23 protein-coding genes are annotated in these 24,139 nt (G+C 45.0%); 5 read left to right on the top strand and 18 right to left on the bottom strand.

Features of this window, described 5'->3' with window-relative positions; all coding sequences use genetic code 11:
- Position 1 precedes the first annotated feature (1 nt).
- From R7Q39_RS03365 to htpX, 4 genes are all read right to left on the bottom strand, one after another.
- Entirely contained in the window at positions 2-1,312 is a 1,311-nt protein-coding gene (locus tag R7Q39_RS03365; protein WP_237305992.1) for an NAD(P)/FAD-dependent oxidoreductase, read from the bottom strand.
- 12 nt (positions 1,313-1,324) lie between these two features.
- Positions 1,325-2,050, bottom strand: coding sequence for an SDR family oxidoreductase (locus R7Q39_RS03360; protein ID WP_237305993.1), 726 nt, complete (start codon positions 2,048-2,050; stop codon positions 1,325-1,327).
- Positions 2,047-2,466, bottom strand: coding sequence for a nuclear transport factor 2 family protein (locus R7Q39_RS03355; RefSeq protein WP_318075778.1), 420 nt, complete (start codon positions 2,464-2,466; stop codon positions 2,047-2,049). The genes R7Q39_RS03360 and R7Q39_RS03355 overlap by 4 nt, the downstream gene beginning before the upstream one ends.
- Before the next feature lie 209 nt (positions 2,467-2,675).
- On the bottom strand, positions 2,676-3,545 hold the full coding sequence (gene htpX, locus R7Q39_RS03350) for a protease HtpX (protein ID WP_005388085.1): 870 nt from the start codon (positions 3,543-3,545) through the stop codon (positions 2,676-2,678).
- 509 nt (positions 3,546-4,054) lie between these two features.
- Between htpX and R7Q39_RS03345 the strand changes: the two genes are divergently transcribed.
- A complete protein-coding gene (locus R7Q39_RS03345) occupies positions 4,055-4,222 on the top strand; it encodes a hypothetical protein (protein WP_005378215.1) in 168 nt (55 codons plus the stop codon).
- Between the two features lie 82 nt (positions 4,223-4,304).
- Here R7Q39_RS03345 and bioD read toward each other — a convergent pair whose 3' ends face one another.
- The 4 genes from bioD to bioB are packed head-to-tail and all read right to left on the bottom strand — an operon-like array spanning position 4,305 to position 7,999.
- A complete protein-coding gene (bioD, locus tag R7Q39_RS03340) occupies positions 4,305-4,991 on the bottom strand; it encodes a dethiobiotin synthase (protein ID WP_005378217.1) in 687 nt (228 codons plus the stop codon).
- Entirely contained in the window at positions 4,988-5,809 is an 822-nt protein-coding gene (gene bioC / locus R7Q39_RS03335) for a malonyl-ACP O-methyltransferase BioC (protein WP_005388087.1), read from the bottom strand. Before bioC ends, bioD begins: the two co-directional genes overlap by 4 nt.
- Positions 5,809-6,960, bottom strand: a complete 1,152-nt coding sequence (gene bioF / locus R7Q39_RS03330) for an 8-amino-7-oxononanoate synthase (protein WP_318075777.1) — start codon at positions 6,958-6,960, stop codon at positions 5,809-5,811. The genes bioC and bioF overlap by 1 nt, the downstream gene beginning before the upstream one ends.
- Positions 6,947-7,999 carry a biotin synthase BioB gene (gene bioB / locus R7Q39_RS03325; RefSeq protein ID WP_086369529.1) on the bottom strand — a complete coding sequence of 351 codons (1,053 nt, stop codon included), beginning with the start codon at positions 7,997-7,999 and terminating at the stop codon, positions 6,947-6,949. The genes bioF and bioB overlap by 14 nt, the downstream gene beginning before the upstream one ends.
- Before the next feature lie 130 nt (positions 8,000-8,129).
- Between bioB and bioA the strand changes: the two genes are divergently transcribed.
- The gene (gene bioA / locus R7Q39_RS03320; protein WP_115385863.1) at positions 8,130-9,410 is read left to right on the top strand and encodes an adenosylmethionine--8-amino-7-oxononanoate transaminase; all 1,281 of its coding nucleotides are present in this window, start codon (positions 8,130-8,132) and stop codon (positions 9,408-9,410) included.
- A gap of 69 nt (positions 9,411-9,479) precedes the next feature.
- Here bioA and R7Q39_RS03315 read toward each other — a convergent pair whose 3' ends face one another.
- The 8 genes from R7Q39_RS03315 to lrp all read right to left on the bottom strand — a co-directional run bounded on the left by R7Q39_RS03315 (position 9,480) and on the right by lrp (position 18,545).
- A complete protein-coding gene (locus tag R7Q39_RS03315; RefSeq protein ID WP_132936554.1) occupies positions 9,480-9,746 on the bottom strand; it encodes a DksA/TraR family C4-type zinc finger protein in 267 nt (88 codons plus the stop codon).
- Positions 9,747-9,883: 137 nt separating this feature from the next.
- Positions 9,884-10,312, bottom strand: a complete 429-nt coding sequence (locus R7Q39_RS03310; protein ID WP_115386395.1) for a hypothetical protein — start codon at positions 10,310-10,312, stop codon at positions 9,884-9,886.
- Positions 10,302-11,204, bottom strand: a complete 903-nt coding sequence (locus tag R7Q39_RS03305; protein WP_318075776.1) for an N-acetylmuramidase domain-containing protein — start codon at positions 11,202-11,204, stop codon at positions 10,302-10,304. Before R7Q39_RS03305 ends, R7Q39_RS03310 begins: the two co-directional genes overlap by 11 nt.
- Before the next feature lie 203 nt (positions 11,205-11,407).
- Entirely contained in the window at positions 11,408-12,715 is a 1,308-nt protein-coding gene (gene serS / locus R7Q39_RS03300) for a serine--tRNA ligase (RefSeq protein WP_005378225.1), read from the bottom strand.
- A gap of 91 nt (positions 12,716-12,806) precedes the next feature.
- Positions 12,807-14,162 (bottom strand): replication-associated recombination protein A, encoded by a 1,356-nt coding sequence (locus R7Q39_RS03295; RefSeq protein ID WP_025766891.1) that lies wholly within the window; start codon positions 14,160-14,162, stop codon positions 12,807-12,809.
- Complete coding sequence (gene lolA, locus R7Q39_RS03290) at positions 14,163-14,789, bottom strand: outer membrane lipoprotein chaperone LolA (RefSeq protein ID WP_017634949.1); 627 nt, start codon at positions 14,787-14,789, stop codon at positions 14,163-14,165.
- 61 nt (positions 14,790-14,850) lie between these two features.
- On the bottom strand, positions 14,851-17,898 hold the full coding sequence (locus R7Q39_RS03285) for a DNA translocase FtsK 4TM domain-containing protein (protein WP_213905306.1): 3,048 nt from the start codon (positions 17,896-17,898) through the stop codon (positions 14,851-14,853).
- Between the two features lie 152 nt (positions 17,899-18,050).
- Entirely contained in the window at positions 18,051-18,545 is a 495-nt protein-coding gene (gene lrp, locus R7Q39_RS03280; protein WP_005378234.1) for a leucine-responsive transcriptional regulator Lrp, read from the bottom strand.
- A 156-nt stretch (positions 18,546-18,701) separates the two neighbouring features.
- Here lrp and ald point away from each other — a divergent pair, with 156 nt between their 5' ends.
- Positions 18,702-19,826: an alanine dehydrogenase gene (gene ald / locus R7Q39_RS03275; protein WP_085569602.1), complete on the top strand. Its 1,125-nt coding sequence runs from the start codon at positions 18,702-18,704 to the stop codon at positions 19,824-19,826.
- A 93-nt stretch (positions 19,827-19,919) separates the two neighbouring features.
- Here ald and R7Q39_RS03270 read toward each other — a convergent pair whose 3' ends face one another.
- The gene (locus R7Q39_RS03270) at positions 19,920-21,116 is read right to left on the bottom strand and encodes a methyltransferase (protein ID WP_238854765.1); all 1,197 of its coding nucleotides are present in this window, start codon (positions 21,114-21,116) and stop codon (positions 19,920-19,922) included.
- A gap of 53 nt (positions 21,117-21,169) precedes the next feature.
- Positions 21,170-22,144 carry an HTH-type transcriptional regulator CysB gene (gene cysB, locus R7Q39_RS03265; protein WP_085569604.1) on the bottom strand — a complete coding sequence of 325 codons (975 nt, stop codon included), beginning with the start codon at positions 22,142-22,144 and terminating at the stop codon, positions 21,170-21,172.
- Between the two features lie 313 nt (positions 22,145-22,457).
- On the opposite strand from cysB, the gene R7Q39_RS03260 reads away from it, so the two are divergent.
- Positions 22,458-23,222: a hypothetical protein gene (locus tag R7Q39_RS03260; protein ID WP_005378247.1), complete on the top strand. Its 765-nt coding sequence runs from the start codon at positions 22,458-22,460 to the stop codon at positions 23,220-23,222.
- Positions 23,223-23,319: 97 nt separating this feature from the next.
- Entirely contained in the window at positions 23,320-24,090 is a 771-nt protein-coding gene (gene miaE / locus R7Q39_RS03255) for a tRNA isopentenyl-2-thiomethyl-A-37 hydroxylase MiaE (RefSeq protein ID WP_005388968.1), read from the top strand.
- Positions 24,091-24,139: the final 49 nt, after the last annotated feature.

Genomic DNA, 24,139 nt, shown 5'->3' with positions numbered 1-24,139 from the left:
ATCACGCTGCGCCTTTTTCGAAAGGAACCACATTTTGTTCGCGGTACTTTTCTTCTATTTCTTTCACAACATCAAGCGCGCTACGCACGCCATCTTCATGAAAACCGTTGTACCAATAAGCGCCGCAGAACCAGGTACTTTGTTTGCCCTGTATCTCATCTTTGCGCTGCTGCGCTGCAATAGACTCAGTGGTGAATACTGGATGATGATAAGTGAACGAACGCAAGACTTTATTTGAGTTAATTTGCTCAGTACTGTTCAACGTTACACAAAACGTGTGCTCTGATTGAATATGTTGAAGAATGTTCATGTTATAAGTGAGCGAAGGGAGGCGTTGCTGTTCCTCTTCACTGCCTTCCAATAGGTAGTTCCATGATGCCCATGCTGCCTTACGTTTTGGTAGTACGGCAGAGTCGGTATGAAGAACAACTTCATTTGCTTGGTATGTCATATCCCCCAAGATTTCCTGCTCAATTGGGCTGATATCCTCTAGCATTCTCATTGCTTGATCACTGTGACAAGCAAAGATAACGTCATCAAACCAATGCGTTTCTCCGCGAACTTGAACGCCAACCCCTTTTTCGTTGCGAACCACTTTTTCGACAGGACTATTAAGACGAATATTCTCCGCAAAGCCTTTGGTCAATGGTGGAATGTATGAACGTGAACCACCTTTAATCACATACCATTGTGGTCGGTTAGTCACATCTAGCAGACCGTGGTTGAGGAAGAAACGTAAGAAGAACATAAGAGGGAATGCGCGCATGTCAGCTAAAGTCGACGACCAAATCGCAGCACCCATCGGTAAAATGTAGTTATCGGTAAAGAAAGCACTGAATTTGTGTTCGTCAAGGAACTCACCTAACGTCTGAGATTGCGAGGATTGCTCGCTAGCGAAGCGCTTGGCAAGTTTATTGAAACGAAGTATCTCGAAGATAAATCGATAAAATTTAGGGTTTGCCCAGTTACGTTTTTGAGCAAACAATGTCGACACTGTGTGGCCGTTGTACTCTAGTCCGTTCCCATCGTTTCTGACACTGAAGCTCATTTGAGTCGGCAGACCTTCAACGCCAATCTCGCTCATCATTTTAATGAAATTAGGGTACGTACGGTCGTTATAGACGATGAACCCAGTATCTATCGCGTATTCTTTACCATCAAGGCTCACATCAACGGTTGCAGTATGGCCACCGATGTAATCGTTCGCTTCAAACAGCGTTACATCATGTTCTTTATGCAAGTAATAACCACAAGTAAGGCCAGAGATTCCCGTTCCCACAATCGCTATCTTCTTTCTTCCTGCTGTTTTCATTTTTATTCCTTCTTATGATACGAGTTTAGCAGTTAGGCGAGCTTGCCAACTGTATGGAAGTAACGAGATAAAACGTAAAATACTGGTAAATCTCGCCGGGAAATAGATATAGGTCTTGTTGGCGGCTAACTGCTTCCTGATAGAGTCCGACGCTTGCTTAGTAGAAATGATCATTGGCATTTCGAAGTCGTTTTTGTCAGTCAACGGCGTTTCAACAAAACCAGGAAACACCGTTACCACATTGATCCCTTTCTTTTTCAAGTCGACGGCGAGCGTGCGTGCAAAATAACTGACTGCCGCTTTGGATGCGCCGTAAGCTTCTGCACGAGGCAGTGCCACTTCCGATGCGATAGAGCCAACAATAACAATGCGGTGCCCTCTCTCTAAATGCACTTGGCAGCCTTCAACGCAGTTGGCAACACCGACAACATTTACGTTCATCACACGCGCCATGAGTTTCGCGTCGACCACTCCCTCATCCATGTACTCACAATCGCCTGCGTTAAAAACCCATGTGTTTGGCGTAAAGGGCAAATTAGAGAGCGCCTGCTGAGTTTCCTCATAATTTGTCACATCGAACTGTAATGTATGAATTTTGGAAGAAACTGCCTCCAGTTCTGCAAGAACATCTTGATTCCGACCACAAGCAATCACATTCCATTCTGAGTTCGCGTAATCTAGCGCAAGCTGTCTTCCTATTCCTGAGGTGGCGCCTGTGATCAAGATGGTGTTGTTCATTGTCTTAACCTCTGCTTGATGGTTTTAACGACTGAACCAAGTAACGGTAAATGCTCATAGAGCATCTCTCCGAGATCAAAATAGTCTCGGTGATAAATGACCTGACCTTCGCTAAATTTGAGGTGCGAAACACCATTGACGAGAATAGGCGCACCCTTCTGAAGTTTGGGATGTTGAAGGTCCATTGTCCAAGTTAGGAAGCCTGTATCTCCGACTTGTTGATGCTCATGGATTACAAAATCACAACTGATGACGTTGGCATATAATGAGGTGAAATAATCCGAAAGTGCTGGCCATCCTTCTAAACGATGCGCTGCGTCCTCAAATACTACATCTTGGTGATATATATCCTTAAGCAGATGTAAGTTCGCTTTGTTGAGCTTTTGATAGATATTGCCAACAGACTGTATGTCCATTTTTTACTCCTACACGCCCATTAAGTTGTACAAAATTATTATATGTACAAGATAGTTCATTCCACCAAAGTTGTACAAAAATAATTTTGTATAACTTTATTTCTGTAAGTAGTACGTGATGAAGTTCGCACGCGATCAATCGGCGAAAAAAAAGGCTTGGTCAAAACCAAGCCTTTTCAGCAAATTAACAATTATTTAAGTAGACACAGTTAGTATTGCTGGCCTCGCAACGCTGCAATACGTTTATCTAGCGGAGGGTGGCTCATTAGTAGCTCAGTCAGCGACTGCTTGCCATTGATACCAAACGCCATCATGGTGCCATCCAGTTGAGATTCATGACTCACCTTCAAACGCTCTAGAGCCGCAATCATTTTTTCTTTGCCAACGAGGCGCGCAGCACCTGCGTCCGCGTGGAATTCGCGATGACGGCTGTACCACATAGTCAAGAAGCTAGCTAGGAAACCAAATACCAGTTCAAGCACCATGGATACGCCAAAGTAAACCATCATGTTTGTACCTTGGCCTTCTTCATCATCGTTCGATGCCACGATATTGGCAATAAAGCGTGATAGGAAGATAACAAACGTGTTCACGACACCTTGCATCAACGTCATCGTGACCATATCACCATTTGCAATATGGCTCACTTCGTGTGCAAGTACTGCCTCTGCCTCATCACGAGTCATATTGTGTAAAAGACCGGTAGAAACTGCGACAAGAGAGTCATCTCGTTTTGCACCTGTCGCAAATGCATTGATGTCTGGTGAATCATAAATAGCCACCGTTGGCATACCAATACCCACTTGTTGAGCTTGACGACCCACAGTTTCGACTAACCAATGCTCCGTTTCGTTGCGCGGGCTTTCAATGACCATACCACCAACCGAGCGCAGCGCCATACCCTTTGACATCATCAACGAAATAAATGCGCCACCAAAACCAAATACAGCAGCCATTACAAGTAAACCTGACAGACTGCCTGGTTGCATTCCAGTTACAGCGTAAACAATATTCAGAACAACACTAAGCACTAGCACGACAGCTAGGTTAGTTGCTAGGAATAACATAATTCGCTTCATTACTTTTCTCCGAGGAAGCTTATCGTTTTTTTAAAACGGATTGTTATAAGGAACAAATGGTAATCGCTATAAAAGCCAATTCCGTTGATTTTCATGTTCCGTGCGTTATAGATATAGTCTATCCGCGATAAAAACAAGGTTAAGCAATAAATTGCAACATTTGTTTTCGGGACTGAAATATTTGATTCAAGCGATTTCAAAACATGCTTTGGTAGGAGCTGGAACCTCCGTTCATATACATTTATCAAAATGATAAAATAAGCTCTGAGCTACCCATCATCTATTGATAGATGATCTTGGTGTTAAATCTATCACCTCTTAGCAACTTAGCTAGAAATTTTTTAATAGACCAAAAACAGTACGTTAGCTCTGCTATAGACTTTGGTCTTATTGTGCGGCTACATGGACATGCTAAATTCGAATGAGATGAACAAAACAGAGCCACTCTAAGTACATTGCAAAAAGTGCATTGGGTGAGCTTAAAAACTCCATGTATTGAGGGAAAAACCATGGTAGAAACTAACGACTATCAAATGGCTATTGATTTACTACGTTGTCACCTAGGCATCTCAGAGGACGAGGCAAAGCAACAACTTGGTATTTCAACCGATCATCATATGTCTCAGCGTGTTGCAGAAACACAACAAGCATTGATGGGGCTCAGCCAAGATAAGTAATCTGACTTTTTAGGTTACACCAACAAGAAAGGGCTGCATTGCGCAGCCCTTTGGGTTTTTTAGTCTTTTATCCTAAACACCATTAGTCAGTGTTTAGCAACGGCTCTACATTAATGTACTTGCCTAGCTCTTTGCGTTTAGCACTTGGAATATATGGAATTTCCCCAAGCTTAGGTGCATCGATACGTGCTTCTAGCATCTCGATAATGTCAGCGTAGTGCTCTGTGCCTGGGTTGACGCGGTTTGCCACCCAGCCAACAAGATTCAAACCATCCGCTTTAATACTCTCCGCTGTGAGTAAAGCGTGGCTCAAACAGCCTAATTTAATGCCAACCACCAGTACAACAGGTAACTGCTCTTCTTTTACCCATGTAGATAAACAGTCCGTATCGGATACTGGCACACGCCAGCCTCCAGCACCTTCAACGAGAACAACATCGGCTTGCTGCTTATGTTGAGCCAGTTTTTGACTCAGAACATCGTAACTTATTTCGACATGTTCATGCTTCGCTGCAATGTGGGGAGAAGCAGGCAACTCTAAAGCGTATGGGTTCACATCATCATAGGCCACATCGAGTGTTGCGGCGTCTTGTAAGTGTAAAGCATCAGAGTTACGCCATCCGGCTTCAGTCTTGTCACTCCCTGCTGCCACTGGCTTATAACCAATAGTGTTAAGTCCTTTTGCTGCGATCGCTTGCAAAATGGCTTTAGACGCTACCGTCTTTCCAACATCAGTATCCGTACCAGCAATAAAAAAAGCATCAATCATAGATGTATTACTCCAAAACAAACCTGATAACTTGCAGGTAGAAGACCTTGATCGTTTTTAAACGCTTGGTACGCATGCTCAACTTTTAACAAAGTCTCGCGACTAGTTAAACCGTGTGAGCGCCCGCTTACGTGATTTGCACCTATACCTTTGAGGTCACGCATAACTGAAAATGCAGAGTCGTACCAAACTGTGATGGTGGTCAAGTCTAGTTGATGGCTGTCACATCGAGATTGCGCTAACGCAATTTTTACCTGATTGAGCGTTAGAAAGTTATTGACGTGTTGATATGCATCAATTTTTTCCCATGATGCACGCAGCTCATACAGTGATCCATCAACCAGTGTAGAGAACCACGCTTTCCCACCATTTTTTAGCACGCGGCGCACTTCTTTTAGTGGGTAACTTAAATCTGTACACCATTGCAGCGCTAAACTTGAAAACACGTAATCGAAGCTATCATCGTCAAATGGTAAGTTTTCAGCATCAGCAACTTGGTAGTGCATTCGTACTGCACCACAACGCTGCTCTGCTTTATCTAACATGGCTTGAGAGATATCGCCGCAGACTACTTCCGCACCGCGTTGTTGAAGTAGTTGGGAGAAATAACCCGTGCCACAACCTAAATCCAATACACGTTTTCCCGTCAAGTTTTCAGGAAGTTTATCAAGCAGCTGATGCCCGACATCACGCTGAAAAGCCGCATGTTTATCGTATGTTTCTGCTGCTTTACCGAACGAAGAGGCAATCGCGTCTTTATCTTGATGGAAACTCTCTAACGCGAGCGTTTGCGCTAATGCGGTAGTTGCATTATCCATTACAGCGCTCCTAATGCTTGCTTCAATGCCATTGAAAGCGTTTTAACTTGTTCGTTGGTGTGATTGGCAGTGAGTGTGATTCGAAGACGAGACGTCCCTTTAGGCACCGTCGGTGGTCGAATAGCGGTAACCCAAATACCGTTTTGGCGACAAGCACCTGCTACTCGCAAAGCCAATTCAGATTCACCAATCAAAAAGGGCTTAATCGAAGTTTGAGTCTCAACAAACCCCTCAAGGTCGCTAAGACTATCTCGATACACTTCACTAAGCTCAGAGAGCTTTTCACGTCGCCAAGACTGCTCTTGAACCATCGAGACTGCATGAGTCAACGCATACGCTTGTGCTGGTGGTATCGCCGTGGAATACACATGGTGACGAGCAAACTGAGTTAAAAAGTCCCCCGTTGCGTGGTCACATAAAATAGCCGCGCCAGACATACCAAACGCTTTACCGAAGGTAACGACCAATAACTCAGGCTTAATCGCGGCAAGCTCGCAAGAGCCACCACCGGATTGACCAAGAACGCCAATACCATGAGCGTCATCGACAGCAAACCAAGCATCATGACTGCGAGTGACTTCAGCTATATCGCTGAGCGGCGCACAGTCACCGTCCATGCTGAATACTCCTTCAGTCACAACTAGATGGATGCCTTCGCTATTCAACAGCGATTTTAGATGCTCGATGTCATTGTGCTTGAAACGCTTCATCTTAGCTGGTGACAACGCCCCCGCTTCCATCAATGAAGCATGATTCAAACGGTCTTGGATCAATACGTCTGACTTTTCTAACAAGGTGAACAACAAGGCTTGATTAGCACTGAATCCAGAACCAAACAGAATTGCTCTGTCGTAGCCCAACCATTCAGTTAGTGCGGCTTCTAAATTGCTGTGTGCTGCACTAAAGCCAGTGACCATTGGCGATGCTCCACTGCCACTGCCGTATACGCTTAGACCTTGCTGCCAAGCCCGAACAAGCGCTTGGTCATTGGCTAAGCCCAAATAATCATTACTTGAGAAATTAATGTAGCGTCTACCTTCGTATTCCAAAATCGATTGGTTGCCGGAAAACACCACATTCATCGAACGATTAAGCCCCTGCGCTTTACGACCGGCAAGGGCGGACTCGATACGAGATTTAAACGCTGGCATCGTAGAAAAGGTCGTCTTTTGTTGGACGAGCAGCAACGCGCTCTACGACGCGATCGAGTAACTCGTTTTCTTCGATTTCATCAGGTTTTTGAGACACCTCTTGGCTGTTAATACCGAGCTTGTTGAACAGCATCATGTCTTTGTCTTCAGAAGGGTTTGGCGTGGTCAGAAGTTTGCAGCCATAGAAAACGGAGTTTGCACCCGCCATAAAACACAGCGCTTGCATTTGTTCGTTCATGTTTTCACGGCCAGCGGATAAACGAACGGCTGATTGAGGCATCATGATTCGTGCAATCGCAATCAGGCGAATGAAATCGAAAGGCTCAACATCATCCACTTCTTCCAGTGGTGTCCCCTTTACCTTCACGAGCATGTTGATTGGAACGCTTTCAGGATGTACCGGCAAGTTAGCCAATTCAACCAACAAACCTGCTCGGTCGTTAGCACTTTCACCCATGCCGATGATGCCACCGGAACAGATCTTCATGCCAGCATCACGTACGTGAGATAAAGTATCTAAACGGTCTTGGTAAGTACGTGTGGTAATAATGTTGCCGTAGAACTCAGGTGAGGTATCTAGGTTGTGGTTGTAGTAATCCAGACCTGCGGTTGCCAATTGCTTTGCTTGATCTGGTGTCAACATACCTAATGTCATACACGTTTCTAAACCCATGTCCTTCACGCCTTTGATCATGTCGGTCAAATGCGGCATGTCACGCTCTTTTGGATTTTTCCATGCTGCGCCCATACAGAATCGAGTAGAACCAGCATTTTTGGCTTTTTGCGCAGCATCGAGTACGCGTTCTACTTCCATCAGACGCTCTTTCTCGATGTCTGTGGTGTAACGAGCACTCTGAGGACAGTACTTACAATCTTCTGGACAAGCACCTGTCTTAATCGACAGAAGCGTGCTTACTTGAACATGGTTGGTTTGTTGATATTGACGATGTACAAGCTGCGCTTCGAATAGGAGATCCATGAATGGTTTTTCCATGAGATCGCGCACTTCAGCATGCGTCCAGTTATGACGAACTTCCACGTGTATTCCTTTAGTCACTTTTGTTGTTGTGTTGACAGTCTACTGAGTCTCGATAAACTGTCAACACAACGCAAAAGAACAAAGTTTACATCTGTCTGTTTTTTAACCTAAACTATTATTGGAATCGCACATGGATCTCGCCTTCGACCGCCAGCATATCTGGCATCCTTACACTTCGACATTGACACCTCTGACCTGCTACCCAGTGGCATCGGCAAATGGTGTTCATATTAAATTGGAAGACGGTACTGAGCTGGTCGATGGCATGTCTTCTTGGTGGTCGACGATCCACGGCTACAACCATCCGCATTTAAATCAAGCCGCTCACCAGCAAATCGATCAGGTCTCTCACGTGATGTTTGGCGGGATTACCCACCAGCCAGCAATCAGTTTGTGTAAGAAGCTATTGTCCCTTGCACCAAATAACCTTGAACATGTATTCCTTGCCGATTCAGGCTCCGTTGCCGTAGAAGTCAGCTTAAAAATGGCACTGCAATATTGGCATGCAAAAGGCGAACGCCGACCGAAGTTTCTTACTTTGCGACACGGTTATCACGGCGACACCTTTGCGGCTATGTCGGTTACCGATCCTGATAACTCAATGCACTCTCTTTACAAAGGCTTTTTGCCTGAGCATATCTTTGCGGAGTCACCAACTTGTGGTTATTGGGATGAATGGAAGCCAGAGGACCTTACTGACTTCGAGCACAAGATTGAAACGCACCATGAAGAACTTGCTGCGGTGATCCTAGAACCTATTGTTCAAGGCGCAGGCGGCATGCGCATCTACCATCCAGAATTTCTCAAAGGCGTGCGTAGGCTTTGCGACAAATACGGCTTGTTATTGATTGCAGATGAGATCGCTACCGGATTTGGTCGTACCGGTAAGTTGTTTGCCTGCGAACATGCAGACATTCAACCAGACATTCTGTGTGTCGGGAAAGCACTCACTGGCGGCTACATGACCCTCTCTGCGACTCTGGCGAGCAAACACGTAGCAGACACCGTTTGTGGTGGTGATGCAGGCTGTTTTATGCACGGTCCAACCTTTATGGGGAATCCACTCGCCTGTGCTGTTGCCACCGCAAGTTTGGAATTGATTGAGCGAGGTAATTGGCAGCAACAAACCCAACAAATTGAAACGCTGTTTTCTGAGTTACTACCAAAACTTGAAGAATACGAGTTGGTGAAGAACACCCGTTGGCTAGGTGCCATTGGCGTAGTGGAGACGCATCGCCCTGTGAATATGGAAACCATCCAAGCCTTGTTTGTTGAACACGGAGTTTGGATTCGTCCATTTGGCAAACTGATTTATATGATGCCGCCGTTCATCAGCAAGCCGGAAGATATTGAGAAGCTAGTTAACGCGATTGATGCTGCGTTGCAACGTAAAGACTGCTTCGCTTCATAGTCCAATTCAATACGAAAACGGTTTGAGTATGAGACTCAAACCGTCTCATTATTTATTAGAACAGTAAAGTTATCGGAGTTGACTGTCTTTACTCGCTCGTCGATTGAACAATGCTTGGCGTTGAGACACCAATTCGATTGTTGACTGACATTCGATACACAAACGAACGCCTTTCATAGCAAAACGACGTGCTTCTGGGATCTCATCACCACACTCATCGCAATAATGGGCGCTTTCACCCCTTGTGATACTGCCACGAACACGGGAAATCTCGTCGTCTATTGTGTTTTGAATTTGTTGGCTGACGCTATCGTCATTTGCCCACCCTACGGCCATAAGCCCTCCTCGTTACTTGAATGAGAAAATCTACTTACCGTGGTAAGGTGGATGATTATATCGATTACAAATAACAAGATAATTAGGATAAATTCGAAAACACTATTACGTTTTAGTAATAATTACTCTGTAATCGATTATTCGGCACTCTCATGGAAAAGCAATGCAAGGTTACTCATACTCCCTTCCTCACATTCAAAGTACTGCGTTTGCTCAGGCTCTCTCAAAGTAACACTGAGTATTTTCTCTACCTCACCAAACTCCTCGCTAAAGTACTCACTGACTAATATGACGCGCTCACCAATACTAAATTCCAGTGACTTCTCATCTACCAACGCTCGATGATACTGGTCTAATTTAAAGTCCTTTACAGCTAAGGTTCTTTCAATACTGCTCCCCCCTAAGTTAAGCTCCGACAGTAGAACCTGACTGTTTATATTTTCTATTGATATTTCTAGACGGTTAGGATGTGAAGCATCACACTTAAATAGCGCAGTATTAGTGTGGCTGGAAGCACAAGCAGATGAACTAAAAATAAGTCCAAGCAAAGAAATGTTACGCAGCATTTTTAATCGAAGCATATTTTTTGTAAGCCTTTTCTAATTTGACGTCGTATTGATTTTTCTGATACTCAGAACCATTGTAACCACGAGCAAAGGCAGCCCAATTTTTATCTCTTATATGTTCACCTAAGCCAGACTTTTGGATAAACGTAACAAAAGCCTCAAGTTGTTTCTTCTCTGACTCGAATACAGCTTTAACAAAGGATTCAGCGGTAACATGACCAGCTAACTTGAAATTAAAGCCCATAATTTGGAAACGTCCCCAAGATGCGGAGCGGATTGCTGCATTTGAATTCAGTTCAATCGCTTTATTTAAACGTACGTATTCTGAGATACCACCAACATACAGACTTCGATTCCAATGCCGACTTGAAATACTTGGATGACTGTTATCGTAGGCTCTTGAAGTGAGTCTCGAAAATATATGAGCCTCAAACAAAATCTTTGGCTTACCATTGCTAAAGTAGGCTTCTCCTCGGCTCTCAACTTCCGCTACAGCTTTAATAGCAGCGACTTCGCATTCAAGGGTTTCAGCTACTTTGCGATAATCCAAGTCCGTCAACGCATCTCTTGAGCCAACCAAAGGTAACGTATATGCCACCGCAGTCTCAGGTGTTCGTTTTAAGTAATCATTCAGCTTACGATGGCTTTTTCCATTCACATCTATCCTTCCATCTGGCCGAGCCATCCCAACAAGGTTTTTCTGAAAAGCTTTAATTGCGGCGACAGTCTTGGAGTTTTCCGGTCTAGAGCCTAGTTTCCCATCCACTTTAAGCTCCTTTACTCCCTTTAAAGAACCAAGCAATTGGTTAATAGACCTTTGTACCGTACGAATATCAGCATCCACATTTTTACCACCCAAGCCAACAGAGCCGCTTATTCTTATTGAAGCCATGAAAGTACCTCCTCTTTATCTTTTGGAGGAGCTTGTCACGCTCAATGAAGCTTAGAAAAATATCATTAGGGGCTGGTTTTAATAATTTAGGCTAACTATGCAATACCTCACCCTACATTTACATAACAACGTATTTTCACTCGACGCAGATAACAAAAAACCCAGCACTAAGGCTGGGTTTTGGTGTTCTAGTGGTTAATGAATTAACCGATGTGCGTTGCGCCCGCCATGTACTTCTGAAGTACTGTAGGGATTGCAATGCGGCCGTCTGCTTCTTGGTTGTTTTCTAGGATAGCAACCATTGTACGACCTACAGCAAGACCAGAACCGTTTAGCGTGTGTACAAGCTCAGGTTTCTTCTCGCCTTTACGACGGAAACGCGCTTGCATACGACGAGCTTGGAAATCCCACATGTTAGAACATGAAGAGATCTCACGGTAAGTTTCTTGAGCAGGAACCCAAACTTCTAGGTCGTAAGTCTTACGAGCGCCAAAGCCCATGTCACCTGTACATAGAACCACTTTACGGTAAGGAAGCTCAAGAAGTTGTAGAACTTTCTCAGCGTGACCTGTTAGCTCTTCTAGTGCGTTCATTGAATCTTCTGGCTTAGTGATTTGTACTAGCTCAACTTTGTCGAACTGGTGCATACGAATCAGACCACGAGTATCACGACCGTAAGAACCTGCTTCTGAGCGGAAACATGGCGTGTGCGCTGTCATCTTAATTGGTAGATCCGCTTCGTCAGAAATCGTGTCACGAACTAGGTTCGTTACAGGTACTTCTGCAGTAGGGATTAGAGACAGTTTACGTGGCTCTTCGTCGTTTACTTTTTCCGCTAGAGGCTCTGTGTGGAAAAGGTCTTTACCGAACTTAGGAAGCTGACCAGTACCGAATAGGCTGTCAGAGTTTACTAGGTAAGGTACGTACATTTCTGTGTAGCCGTGCTCTTCAGTGTGAAGATCTAGCATAAACTGAGCGATTGCACGGTGTAGACGAGCGAATTGGCCTTTCATCACGATGAAACGTGCGCCAGTGATCTTAACTGCACTTGCGAAGTCTAGACCGTCGCCCATTTCGCCTAGGTCAACGTGATCTTTCAGTTCGAAGTCGTAAGACTTTGGCTCACCCCAACGAGAGATTTCAACGTTGTCGTTTTCATCTTTGCCATCTGGCACTTCATCTGCTGGGATGTTTGGTACAGAAAGCGTGAATTCGTCTAGTTGAGCCATTACTTGCTCAAGTTCAACTTTCTTCGCATCAAGATCGCTACCTAGCGTACCGATTTGTTTCTTGATCTCTTCTGCGCCTTCTTTGTCGCCAGCCGCCATTTTTTGGCCGATTTGCTTGGAGATGGAGTTACGCGTGGATTGTAAATTTTCTACTTCTACTTGAATGGACTTGCGTTGTTCTTCAAGTTTACGAATAGTATCTACGTCTAGCTTAAAGCCACGACGCGCCAGTTTAGCAGCTGTTTCATCCAGCTCTGTACGAAGTAATTTAGAATCCAGCATTGTTAATCCTATGCTTTTTGTTGTGAAATCACGCGCACTTTCCAAGCGTACGCGTTAAAAAAATTTACTGAACAAATGTATCCAAAAACGCCTACTTTTCATAGCGCTTTTGTGGGCTATTTGCGTCTAAAGTAGCCAAGTAATCTAACTTTTCGCCGATTTTGGTCTCTAGACCACGATTTGTCGGCTGATAGTACCTACGATCGCCCATTTCAGGCGGCAAATATTGCTCACCGGCTGCGTAAGCACCAGGCTCATCGTGAGCATAACGATATTCAGCCCCAAAACCCATGTCTTTCATCAAACTGGTTGGCGCATTTCGAAGGTGATGCGGCACTTCATATTCAGGTAAGTTATGAGCATCCGTTAGCGCTTGTTTCCAAGCAACGTAAACGGCATTACTCTTTGGAGCGCACGCGAGATAAACAATAGCTTGAGCAATCGCACGTTCACCTTCTGCTGGACCAACGCGCGTAAAACAGTCCCACGCGGAGAGTGCCACTTGCATGGCTCTAGGGTCCGCATTGCCGACATCTTCCGATGCTATCGCAAGTAATCGACGGGCAATATAAAGAGGATCACAACCCGCAGCAATCATACGTGCAGCCCAGTAAAGCGCCGCATCTGGGTTAGAGCCACGAATGGATTTGTGGACAGCAGAGATTAAGTCATACCAGATATCACCTTTGTTATCGAAGCGAGAGACTTTCTCCCCTGCCACTTCAGCCAGCAACTTAAGCGTGATCTCTTTTTCACCTTGCGCATTGTCTTCTGCCATGTCGTAGAGCAGCTCAAGATAATTGAGAGACATGCGAGCATCACCGTTGACCAGTTCTGCTAGGCGGTCTAATACGTTATCAGCGAAATGTGCGGGTGTATTGCCCAAGCCACGCTCTTTGTCACTGATCGCTTGATTCAGCGCCAGTGAGATTTCATCTTTATCGAGAGACGTTAGCTTGTAGACACGTGCACGTGACAGCAATGCGTTGTTTAACTCAAACGATGGGTTTTCTGTCGTCGCACCAATAAAGGTAACCGTGCCATCTTCGATATGCGGTAAAAACGCGTCTTGTTGAGATTTGTTGAAGCGATGCACCTCATCCACAAATAAGATGGTGCGGCGACCCGCCATTTTGTTCTCACGTGCTTTCTCGATTGCAGCACGGATTTCTTTCACACCAGACGTTACGGCAGACACACGCTCTACTTCAGCATTGGCGTAGTTTGCAGCCACTTCCGCTAATGTCGTTTTGCCTGTGCCTGGTGGTCCCCAAAGGATCATAGAGTGAATGTGACCCGCCTCTAGCGCACGGCGCAGTGGCTTACCAGGGCCTAAAATGTGCTGCTGTCCAATGTATTGCTCGATTGTTTCCGGTCTCATACGAGCAGCAAGGGGACGAAAATCTTCGTCCCCCGAGAAATCTAATGTGTAATTACTCACTACCAATTAATTCCTTTGGTCATCCACATCCACACCTTTTGGAATTGTGAATGTGAATCTGTCTGCTTTTGGTTTACCCAGCTTCACGTTGTTAAAGGTGAACAAACCTTTTTGACCGTCTTGCTCAACCACGTTGAAGCCTTTCACGACACCTTTGGCATCAATATTAATCTGGAATTGACCTTGTGTGGAGTCTACTGCGGTAGGAATGAGAGTGAACTGGTCACCTTTTTGAGATATTTTGTAGTTATTCCAATCACTTGCTCGGTTACGCGTTAGCAAAACAAATGGCGTTTGCTCTGTTGCTTGCTCTTGCCAGTAGATGCTCACTTGCTCGATGAATGGGCTGTAGTACCACAATGTCTTACCGTCAGAGACCAATAGGTTCTCATCAGGGAATGTTGTACTCCAACGGAACAGGCTTGGGCGAGCGATTTCAACCGTACCTTCTCCTTCCATAACCGTTTCGCCTTCAGGGCTGATAACCTGCTGAGAGAAATCCGCACTAAAGCCATCATTCATAGAAAGGCGTTTGTTTAATTCATCTTTAGGAGATGCTGCGTGTGCAGTAGAAAAGAGGGAAAAGCTTAAAACAAGCGCAGAGAAAAGTTTCGCTGAAAATAGTTTTTTCATTCAGATACCTATTATTAGAACCACTCACCTCAGTTGGACTGAGGTGAGTAACACAAGTTCATTAATCTTTTGGTGGCGCAGGTGCCAGTACTTCACGGTTACCGTTATGACCCGGAGCACTTACGATGCCCTGCGCTTCAAGCTGCTCTACAATACGGGCGGCACGGTTGTAACCTATCTTAAATCGGCGCTGAACACCGGAAACCGAACCTCGACGTGATTGAACCACGTGCTCAACAACTTGATCGAAGAGCGGGTCTACATCTTCATCCGCTTCCATTTGCTCACCTGGCAATAGACTTTCTGGAGTTTGATCTCCACTGATGATCTCTTCAATGTAGTTCGGTTTACCACGCGCTTTCCAGTTGTTTACAACAGCATGAACATCATCATCTGATGCAAATGCACCGTGAACACGAGTTGTATGACTTGATCCCGGCGGTAGATACAACATATCACCCATACCAAGTAGTGATTCTGCGCCGCCTTGATCTAGGATTGTACGAGAGTCCGTTTTAGTCGATACCGTAAACGCAACACGAGTTGGAATGTTCGCTTTAATTAGACCGGTAATAACGTCAACCGATGGACGCTGAGTCGCAAGAATTAAGTGAATACCTGCCGCACGCGCTTTTTGCGCCAAGCGAGCAATCAGTTCTTCAACTTTCTTACCTACCACCATCATCAGGTCAGCAAATTCGTCAACAACAACGACGATGTAAGGCAGCTTTTCTAGCAATGGCGGTTCAGTATCCATGCTGTCGCCTTCTTGCCAGAACGGGTCATGGATTGGGTGGCCAGCTTCTGCTGCCATCTTCAATTTTTCGTTGAAGCCCTTCACATTACGTACACCTAATGCCGACATCAATTTGTAACGACGTTCCATCTCGCCCACACACCAACGTAGAGCGTTTGATGCGTCTTTCATATCAGTCACAACTTCAGAAAGAAGATGAGGGATACCTTCATAAATAGAAAGCTCTAGCATTTTCGGGTCAATCATGATGAAGCGTACATCTTCTGGACCTGCTTTATACAGCATGCTCAAAATCATCACGTTCACACCCACCGACTTACCAGAACCTGTTGTACCTGCTACTAACACGTGAGGCATCTTCGCAAGATCTGCCACCACAGCTTCGCCCGCAATGTCTTGACCTAACACAACCGTTGTTGGTGACGTTGCTTGCTCAAACTGAGGGCTACTGATGACATCAGATAAATAGACCGTCTGACGACTCATGTTTGGCAGTTCCAAACCGATGTAAGGCTTGCCAGGGATTACTTCCACGACACGTACCGCCATCGCAGACAATGCACGCGCTAAGTCAGTTGAAAGACCAGAAATACGACTTACTTTCACCCCCGGCGCCAAATCAAGCTCAAAACGAGTGATCACTGGACCAGGATAAATACCAACCACATCGGCTTTGATTTTGTAGTCAGCGAGTTTGCTCTCTACCAATCGAGCGACCTGCTCTAACGCATCACGGTCGATAAAGTTTTCACGTTTTTCTGGATGATAAAGCAACTCGAGCGTTGGGAGTGGCTCTTCCGGAACTGGCAAGTTTTCTTCTTTCTGTACCAAAAATGGGTTCTGTGTTGCAGCGACTTTGGCTTGCGCATTGGAAACCATATCTTGGAATGCGGTAACGTCTTGGTCGTTGTCTTGGACCTCTTCTACCTCCACTTTTTGAGGTGCAGGTTCAAATGTTGTTGAAGGTGTTGCAACTTGCTGATGAGGCGTTGTTGGCTGTACTTGCTGCGCAGGCTGAGACTCCACTTCGTCTTCATCATCTAACACATCAAAGTCAGAGATCGTAGGCTCAATATGTTGGCTCGATTCCGTTTGCGCCGTGATGCTATCTAATACAGCAGAATCAATTGCAGGCTCTTCATGTACAGGATGCTCAATACTTGGCTGCTGTACTTGCTCTGCTTCAAATTGTTCGTACTCCGCATAATCTGGTTCAACACTGATCGGTTCTTCTGTAGCTGTATGTTGCTCGACATAGGAAGAATAAGTGTCTGCAAATGATGGGGCAGCCTGTTCTTCAGTTCCCCAGTCATCTGCTTGTTGCGCCGCTGCTTCAAGCTCTTCTATCGTAACATTCAGTTGCTTGGTGCGTTCCAAGAGCGGATCAACGTTATCAGTGTTAACCGTATGGATAGGTTGTATTTGAGGCTCAGGTTCAGAATAAACTGGCGCAGCATTAACCGTAGCCTTGCGTTGTGGTGGCGTCGGTTCTACCATCGCCTGTTCCGCAGGCTTATCAGGTTTCGCTTGCGGCATATAAATAGGATACTCATGCGCTGGCGCCGGCTCTTTCGGTTCATCGACATCGTACGCCGTTAAATGAGGAAGCGGCTCATCATCAATTTCATGGTCTACATTATGTTTAGGCGTAGAGACTTTGTCTTCTACAAACTCATCAAGCTGAGGTTCTAAAACTTCCTGCTCTGAACCTCTTGCCTTATTTGCAAGCGCGGCAATTAGTGCTAACGCACGATCACCAAGCCATTCCACGATGTTAAGCCATGAGATGCCAGTGAAGAGCGTAAAGCCCGCTCCCCACAAGAACAGCAATACCAATGTGGTACCGAGTACATTCAATGTAGGTAAAGCGAGGCTAGACAACACATCCCCGACCACACCTCCGGATGAAAAATACCAAATGTCATCAAAATTAATATCGGCAAGACCGCAACTGGTCATAATAAGGACGACCAGACCGAGCAGCCTTGTACCCCATAGCATGAAATCAATTGGCTCATCTTCTCCTCGTTTACGGCAAATCACCCATGCAGCCGCCGCTAGCAAGAAAGGGATTGGGTAAGCGAGAGAGCCAAATGTGAAGAATAGAGTATCGGCTAGCCAAGCGCCGAAAAGGCCACCAGCATTATCGATATCCCCTCCCCATGCGGTTTGGGACCAAGAAGGATCGGCCGGACTGAAGGTAAATAGTGCAACCGCAAGCAATACCGAGCTAAGAACGCCAACGATAAAGCAGCACTCTTTTAAGCGTTGGAAGCCATTTAAGCGTGAAGACTGGGGCTCTTCACTGGTTTTGATAATGGTTTCGACTTTCTTTGCGTTCTCTTTGAACATAAATCAACTTGAATATGGAAATGAAATAGGAAATTGCAAAACATTCCGAGCGGCATCAAGCCGCTCGGTAAATTGATTTAACCATATCAAGGAGAAAAACCCAATTACTCTCTGGCGAAAGCGGAAGCATATACCGCTTTCTTTGCAAGAAATTAACGAGTTTTGATCACAAGCTGGTTAGATTGTTTCACTTCTTCCATAACAACGTATGTGCGAGTGTCATTTACGCCAGGTAGACGTAGTAACGTATCGCCCAATAGTCGGCGGTAAGCCCCCATATCTGATACACGGGTTTTAAGAAGATAGTCAAAGTCACCTGAAACAAGATGACACTCTTGTATGTCGTCTAGCTTTTGAACAGCTGAGTTAAACTGCTCAAACACATCCGGCGCACCACGGTTTAGCGTAATCTCAACGAATACTAATAGTGATGCATCCAGGAACTGCGGATTCAATAATGCAGTATACCCTGTGATATAACCCTGACGCTCTAAGCGACGTACACGCTCCAAACATGGCGTTGGAGAAAGTCCCACACGTTTTGAAAGCTCAACGTTTGAAATACGACCGTCTTTCTGCAGCTCATTAAGAATGTTGCGGTCGATACGGTCTAGTTCCTTGGACGGCTTTTTATAGTTGTCTGCCATTTTTTATTCCACCTTATTACTTCCTTGCAAAAAAATATACTACAACTTTTTAATATTTGGTGCCAAATTTTACAAATCTATAACTATACTAGTTATTAATTCGACAATAACACCCTACTAACAGTTAATACAACCATTATAGAAAGAGGATACAGGATGATCATTGGCGTACCTAAGGAAATCAAGAATCACGAATATCGTGTTGGTATGATCCCAGCTAGCGTGAGAGAACTCATCTCACATGGTCACCAAGTTTTAGTTGAGACCAATGCAGGTGCCGGCATTGGTTTTTCAGACGATGATTACATCGCTGTCGGCGCATCCATTCTCCCTCATGCTGCTGACGTATTTGCGCAAGCAGACATGATTGTAAAAGTAAAAGAACCCCAAGCAGTAGAGAGAGCAATGCTCCGCGAAGGGCAAATTTTATTTACTTATTTACACCTAGCACCAGATTTTCCACAAACTGATGAGCTAATCAAGAGCAAAGCTGTCTGTATAGCCTATGAGACTGTAACAGATAATATGGGTCGTTTGCCACTGTTAGCACCAATGTCAGAAGTGGCAGGTCGGATGTCTATCCAAGCTGGCGCGCAAACGTTGGAAAAATCGCACGGCGGTCGTGGTCTACTCCTAGGCGGCGTACCTGGTGTTGAACCTGCAAAAGTCGTTATCGTTGGTGGTGGCGTTGTTGGTGCAAACGCTGCTCGTATGGCGGTTGGCCTTCGCGCTGACGTCACTATTCTAGACCGTAACGTAGACACACTTCGTAAGCTTGACGAAGAATTCCAAGGTCGCGCAAAAGTGGTTTATTCTACTGAAGACGCTATCGAGAAGCATGTTCTAGAAGCGGACCTTGTTATCGGTGCCGTTCTAATTCCTGGCGCAGCAGCACCTAAACTGGTCACTAAAGAGCACATTGCTAAGATGAAGCCTGGTGCAGCAGTGGTTGACGTGGCAATTGACCAAGGCGGTTGTTTCGAAACTTCACACGCGACAACGCACGCAGAACCAACATACATCGTTGACGAAGTGGTTCACTACTGTGTTGCAAACATGCCTGGCGCTGTTGCTCGCACTTCAACATTTGCACTGAACAACGCAACGCTTCCATACATTGTGAAGCTTGCAAACAAAGGCTACCGTGAAGCGCTTCTAGAAGACAATGGCTTCCTTGAAGGTCTAAACGTTATCCACGGCAAAGTGACTTGCAAAGAAGTTGCTGAGAGCTTTGACCTAGAATATGTTGAACCAGCGCAAGCAATCGCAATGTTCAACTAATGACAAATTAACGCATAAATTGTCACGTTTTGTTTACAAAAGCCCACTCTAAAGTGGGCTTTTTTGCATAGAGCATTTAATTATAAAACAGATCTAAATCTTATAAGCGCAAATTAAAATGTTTCGAGGTGTGACTGATTTAGCGCAAAACTCTGCCAATCTAACACGATAACCACGTTCTTCAAGATAAAGTGCTTTGTCTAAAGCAAGCCAAATTTCCAACGGTCGTTGAAATACTAATTGAACCAGACTCAAACGCTCCATTTGCCAAAAGCGTTGTTCGCTTAACTTTTCAAAATGATCGAAGTCGATTTCTTGCGAAAGAGCGATCCCCTTCTGCTCCGCTGCCCAGCGACATAACGATTCAAAACCATCACTCAATTGCGACTTACGGATACTCGGCACAGGCTGATACTCTGCCATCCCCAAAACTTGTCGCGTGATCAAATCAAACCCAAGACGGAACACCATTTCCTGCTGACGATGGCGTCGTACGCGTTCACCACCAGTGACGGTTTGCTGCAGCGGAATACGCAGTTCTTGCTTAGACAATGAGAGAGAAGAAGCCCTACCCTGCACCGACATCGGCTGATATTGCTCAGACTGAATCAAATGGTAACAGCAAGGTGAGATTGTCATCGCGGCAACACCTTTTTCACTGCCGTACTGCATCAGGCGAACATGAAGATCACCACAGGCATGGAGCGCAACTGCGTGTTGAGTTGGCTTGAACACAGCTTTCGCTTTGCTATCGAACGCGTCACCTTGAATAAACCTCATCTTCCAATGATGTTCATTGGCTGCTTGTTGCCCCGAATCGCACAGTGCTTGTTGGTACTCAAAACTGGTGACAGGCTGCTCTGTCTGTGTGGTCAGAATTCGCCCCAAATAACCTTTGCCTGAGCACCACTCTAACCATTCGTCACCATGATGAAGCTGAATCGCCGCTTCACCCATAGAACTAATTTGCTCTAACTTACGACCGGGAATGCCGTTATCTAAACCACGAACGAGTTCCAAGCCTTTTAAAGCTAGCGGTTCTAAGCCAGTGAGTTCTGAAAGTTGTTCAAGTTCAGGCAAGAATGGACTAAGTGCTTTTAACGCGAGTTCCGGTTCCGCTTTGTATTCTTCAATCTGAGAGGGAGAGAGAGACGCTAACCACTGGCACAACTGAGGATGTTGCTCTTGCCAAGGTAATGATGCGTGAATGCTGCTTTTAAAAGGCTCGAATCGCCACAAAGATTGGTTTTCGATTAAGCAGTCATTAATAAATTGAAATTGCGTTTTCATAGCTCCCCCTACAACGAGCGCATTGTAGAGGGAATCGAAACATCAATGAAGTGTTATCTGACCGGAAGCTCGATGTCTTTAAACATCTCTTCAATTTCGGTGTTTGATTTAAGCGAGATCGCCTGCTCAACCACTGGACGCGTTAAGTGCGGTGCAAAACGCTCCATAAAATCGAACATGTAAGAGCGTAAGAATGTACCACGGCGGAAGCCGATGCTCGTGGTGCTCGCGCCAAACAAATGGCTCGCATCTATTGCAACCAAGTCACCGTCCTGCTCTTCATCCACTGCCATGCTTGCAATCACACCCACACCGATACCCATACGAACGTAAGTTTTAATGACGTCTGCATCAGTTGCCGTGAACACCACTCGCGGGGTTAAACCTTCGCGGTTGAATGCTGTATCCAGCTCTGAACGGCCAGTAAAACCGAACACGTAAGTGACTAATGGGTAAGCGGCAAGATCACTGATCGTTACTTTGTCTTTCTTCGCTAGTGGGTGGTCTTTAGGCACAACTATTGAACGATTCCAGTGATAACAAGGCAACATGATGGCATCTTGATATAAGTGCAGCGCTTCTGTCGCAATCGCAAAATTCGCTGTGCCTTTAGCTATCGCCTCAGACATTTGTGACGGTGTACCTTGGTGCATGTGTAACGACACTTTTGGATAACGAGAAGTAAAACCTTTGATGACATCTGGCAGTGCATAACGAGCCTGCGTATGTGTCGTGGTGATATTCAGCGTCCCCATTTCTGGATGGGTGTGCTCTCCAGCCACCGCTTTGATACTTTCTACACGAGCGAGAATTTCTTGAGAGATACGTACAATTTCTTCTCCAGCTGGCGTCACTTGCGTTAAGTGCTTACCGCTACGTTCAAAAATCTGAATGCCTAACTCGTCTTCCAGCAACCGAACCTGTTTACTAATACCTGGCTGAGAGGTATATAAGCTTTCCGCCGTTGCAGATACATTCAGATTATGGTTTACAACCTCAACAATATACTTCAGCTGCTGCAGTTTCATCGTAATCCCTTACTTATTCATGAGAGAGTTTATTGGCCACTCAAGCGAGCGATATAATAATTAGTTATAACGCGTTCAAATCGAAATGAACAGCAATTTCTAACTTATACCTCAATCACATACTAATAATCTTCAAGCAAGAAACAATATGCACAAAGTTGAGCCAATAAATGACCGAAGTTCTATGATGTGACTTCTATCAGTAACTAAAACGTGGGAGAGACAAAATAATCAAACAAATAAGGTGCCGAGTAAGATAAGATTCATGTATTCTTTAACGCTAGCCGCAGAAAAGTAAAGCAGACGCAAAGATATGAATATTGGTTTAATAATCGCTTTGGTAGCCATCCTACTGGTGTTAATCCTAGGCTATAACATTATGTTGCAATATAAGGTTAAAGTTGAAACCGCAAAAAGGCAGGAATCAGCGCGATATGTAGCCTTGATAGATGGTACTGAAGAGTTGATTGGTCATGCGCACCATATCCCTTTTAGTAAAGAGCTGTTGCTGTGTCTAAACAATCGTATTCTTGACGCGCTAGAGAGCATGCATGAGCTGGACCCGAAGAACAAGCAACTTGCTCAACGTATCGAAAATATGAAGCAGCAGATTACGCAGCTAAAAGAGAATGGCCCTACTGGCGAGAGTACCACTTTCAAGATGCCGAGTAGTGATAAACAAGCTATCGTCATGCTTAAGCTGGTCAAACGACTTCGCGACACTATCCGTAACGAGCACAACAAAGGCCGATTGGATACCCAGACTTACGTCACAGAAAATGCGCGCTTGGAAACGATGCAAATTCGCATCAACATTGAAAATGTCATCAAAAGAGCAAACGACTCTATCGCTCGTGGCCAACCAGGCACCGCGCTTCAACTGCTGCGTAAAGGTATCGATGCTTTGAGCACTAAGAGCGATCCTTATTCTATTCAAGCGAAACAAAAGCTTGAAGAGATGTTAGGTGACTTAGATAAAAAGCGCCAAGATAAAAGCGATGCCGAAATGCAGCAGATTGCTGACAAAGAGCGTGACAATGACATGGAAGCACTCTTCGGCGAGAAGAAAAAGTGGTAACATTCACTTCAGGTCAAAAAAGGCTGCAATTGCAGCCTTTTTTCTATCCGCAAGACAACGGATATGCCCAATAAAAATGTGAAGTACTAAAACTAAAATGATGAATCTAGACGCCTATCAAGATCTTCTTGCTCCCATTAACCAATTTCTGCAATGCAGTACACCTGATGAATGGGTAGAGGAAGCAAAGAAACCAGAGAACCTTCAAACCATTTTGTTAGACCACCTACTGTGCGAACTAAAAGCTGGCCAATCTGCCATGTTTTTAATTCGTAAGTATGCCGTTGACCAATCCAGTTCACATGCTCTACTTGACTGGTTTAAGCCCTACGAAGATTTTGCTTACCGTAACGTAGGCTCATTGGAAACTTTAAAAGGCAAGAGCAATATTTCTAAGTCAATCATGGCTAAGTCCGACTCACCATACAGCCAAGATTTGATCGATAAGATGGTGCTTTTGATAAAAGAGGAGTTACACCACTTTTATCAAGTTTTAGAGATCATGGAAAGTCGTGGAATTGAGTATAAAAATATTCCAGCAAGTCGCTATGCTAAAGGACTGATTTCGCATATGAAGACTCATGAGCCGGAAACGCTGATCGATAAACTCATCATTGGTGCGTACATCGAAGCCCGATCTTGTGAGCGTTTTGCCAAACTAGCACCACATATGGATGACGATATCGCAAAGTTCTACATTTCTTTATTACGTTCAGAAGCACGCCATTACCAGGATTATCTTGTATTAGCGGAGCAAATCGCAGGCAAAGATATCAGCGAGCGCATCGCCTACTTTGGACGTATAGAGGCAGATTTAATTTCTACGCCAGATACAGATTTTAAGTTTCACAGTGGTATTCCAGCCTAGCGAGCATATTCTCCCAAGGTTGAGCATACTCTGAACTTATATAGACAGA

This window comes from Vibrio sp. 947, assembly GCF_033339115.1.
Taxonomy (GTDB): domain Bacteria; phylum Pseudomonadota; class Gammaproteobacteria; order Enterobacterales; family Vibrionaceae; genus Vibrio; species Vibrio alginolyticus.
This window is presented reverse-complemented; position numbering and strand designations above follow the sequence as displayed.

What these genes read in the sequence shown, in the direction of transcription:
- R7Q39_RS03365 (WP_237305992.1), bottom strand. Translation starts at nt 1,312, where the DNA reads ATGAAAACAGCAGGAAGAAAGAAGATAGCGATTGTGGGAACGGGAATC.
- R7Q39_RS03360 (WP_237305993.1), bottom strand. Translation starts at nt 2,050, where the DNA reads ATGAACAACACCATCTTGATCACAGGCGCCACCTCAGGAATAGGAAGA.
- R7Q39_RS03355 (WP_318075778.1), bottom strand. Translation starts at nt 2,466, where the DNA reads ATGGACATACAGTCTGTTGGCAATATCTATCAAAAGCTCAACAAAGCG.
- htpX (WP_005388085.1), bottom strand. Translation starts at nt 3,545, where the DNA reads ATGAAGCGAATTATGTTATTCCTAGCAACTAACCTAGCTGTCGTGCTA.
- R7Q39_RS03345 (WP_005378215.1), top strand. Translation starts at nt 4,055, where the DNA reads ATGGTAGAAACTAACGACTATCAAATGGCTATTGATTTACTACGTTGT.
- bioD (WP_005378217.1), bottom strand. Translation starts at nt 4,991, where the DNA reads ATGATTGATGCTTTTTTTATTGCTGGTACGGATACTGATGTTGGAAAG.
- bioC (WP_005388087.1), bottom strand. Translation starts at nt 5,809, where the DNA reads ATGGATAATGCAACTACCGCATTAGCGCAAACGCTCGCGTTAGAGAGT.
- bioF (WP_318075777.1), bottom strand. Translation starts at nt 6,960, where the DNA reads ATGCCAGCGTTTAAATCTCGTATCGAGTCCGCCCTTGCCGGTCGTAAA.
- bioA (WP_115385863.1), top strand. Translation starts at nt 8,130, where the DNA reads ATGGATCTCGCCTTCGACCGCCAGCATATCTGGCATCCTTACACTTCG.
- R7Q39_RS03315 (WP_132936554.1), bottom strand. Translation starts at nt 9,746, where the DNA reads ATGGCCGTAGGGTGGGCAAATGACGATAGCGTCAGCCAACAAATTCAA.
- R7Q39_RS03310 (WP_115386395.1), bottom strand. Translation starts at nt 10,312, where the DNA reads ATGCTGCGTAACATTTCTTTGCTTGGACTTATTTTTAGTTCATCTGCT.
- R7Q39_RS03305 (WP_318075776.1), bottom strand. Translation starts at nt 11,204, where the DNA reads ATGGCTTCAATAAGAATAAGCGGCTCTGTTGGCTTGGGTGGTAAAAAT.
- serS (WP_005378225.1), bottom strand. Translation starts at nt 12,715, where the DNA reads ATGCTGGATTCTAAATTACTTCGTACAGAGCTGGATGAAACAGCTGCT.
- lolA (WP_017634949.1), bottom strand. Translation starts at nt 14,789, where the DNA reads ATGAAAAAACTATTTTCAGCGAAACTTTTCTCTGCGCTTGTTTTAAGC.
- R7Q39_RS03285 (WP_213905306.1), bottom strand. Translation starts at nt 17,898, where the DNA reads ATGTTCAAAGAGAACGCAAAGAAAGTCGAAACCATTATCAAAACCAGT.
- lrp (WP_005378234.1), bottom strand. Translation starts at nt 18,545, where the DNA reads ATGGCAGACAACTATAAAAAGCCGTCCAAGGAACTAGACCGTATCGAC.
- ald (WP_085569602.1), top strand. Translation starts at nt 18,702, where the DNA reads ATGATCATTGGCGTACCTAAGGAAATCAAGAATCACGAATATCGTGTT.
- R7Q39_RS03270 (WP_238854765.1), bottom strand. Translation starts at nt 21,116, where the DNA reads ATGAAAACGCAATTTCAATTTATTAATGACTGCTTAATCGAAAACCAA.
- cysB (WP_085569604.1), bottom strand. Translation starts at nt 22,144, where the DNA reads ATGAAACTGCAGCAGCTGAAGTATATTGTTGAGGTTGTAAACCATAAT.
- R7Q39_RS03260 (WP_005378247.1), top strand. Translation starts at nt 22,458, where the DNA reads ATGAATATTGGTTTAATAATCGCTTTGGTAGCCATCCTACTGGTGTTA.
- miaE (WP_005388968.1), top strand. Translation starts at nt 23,320, where the DNA reads ATGATGAATCTAGACGCCTATCAAGATCTTCTTGCTCCCATTAACCAA.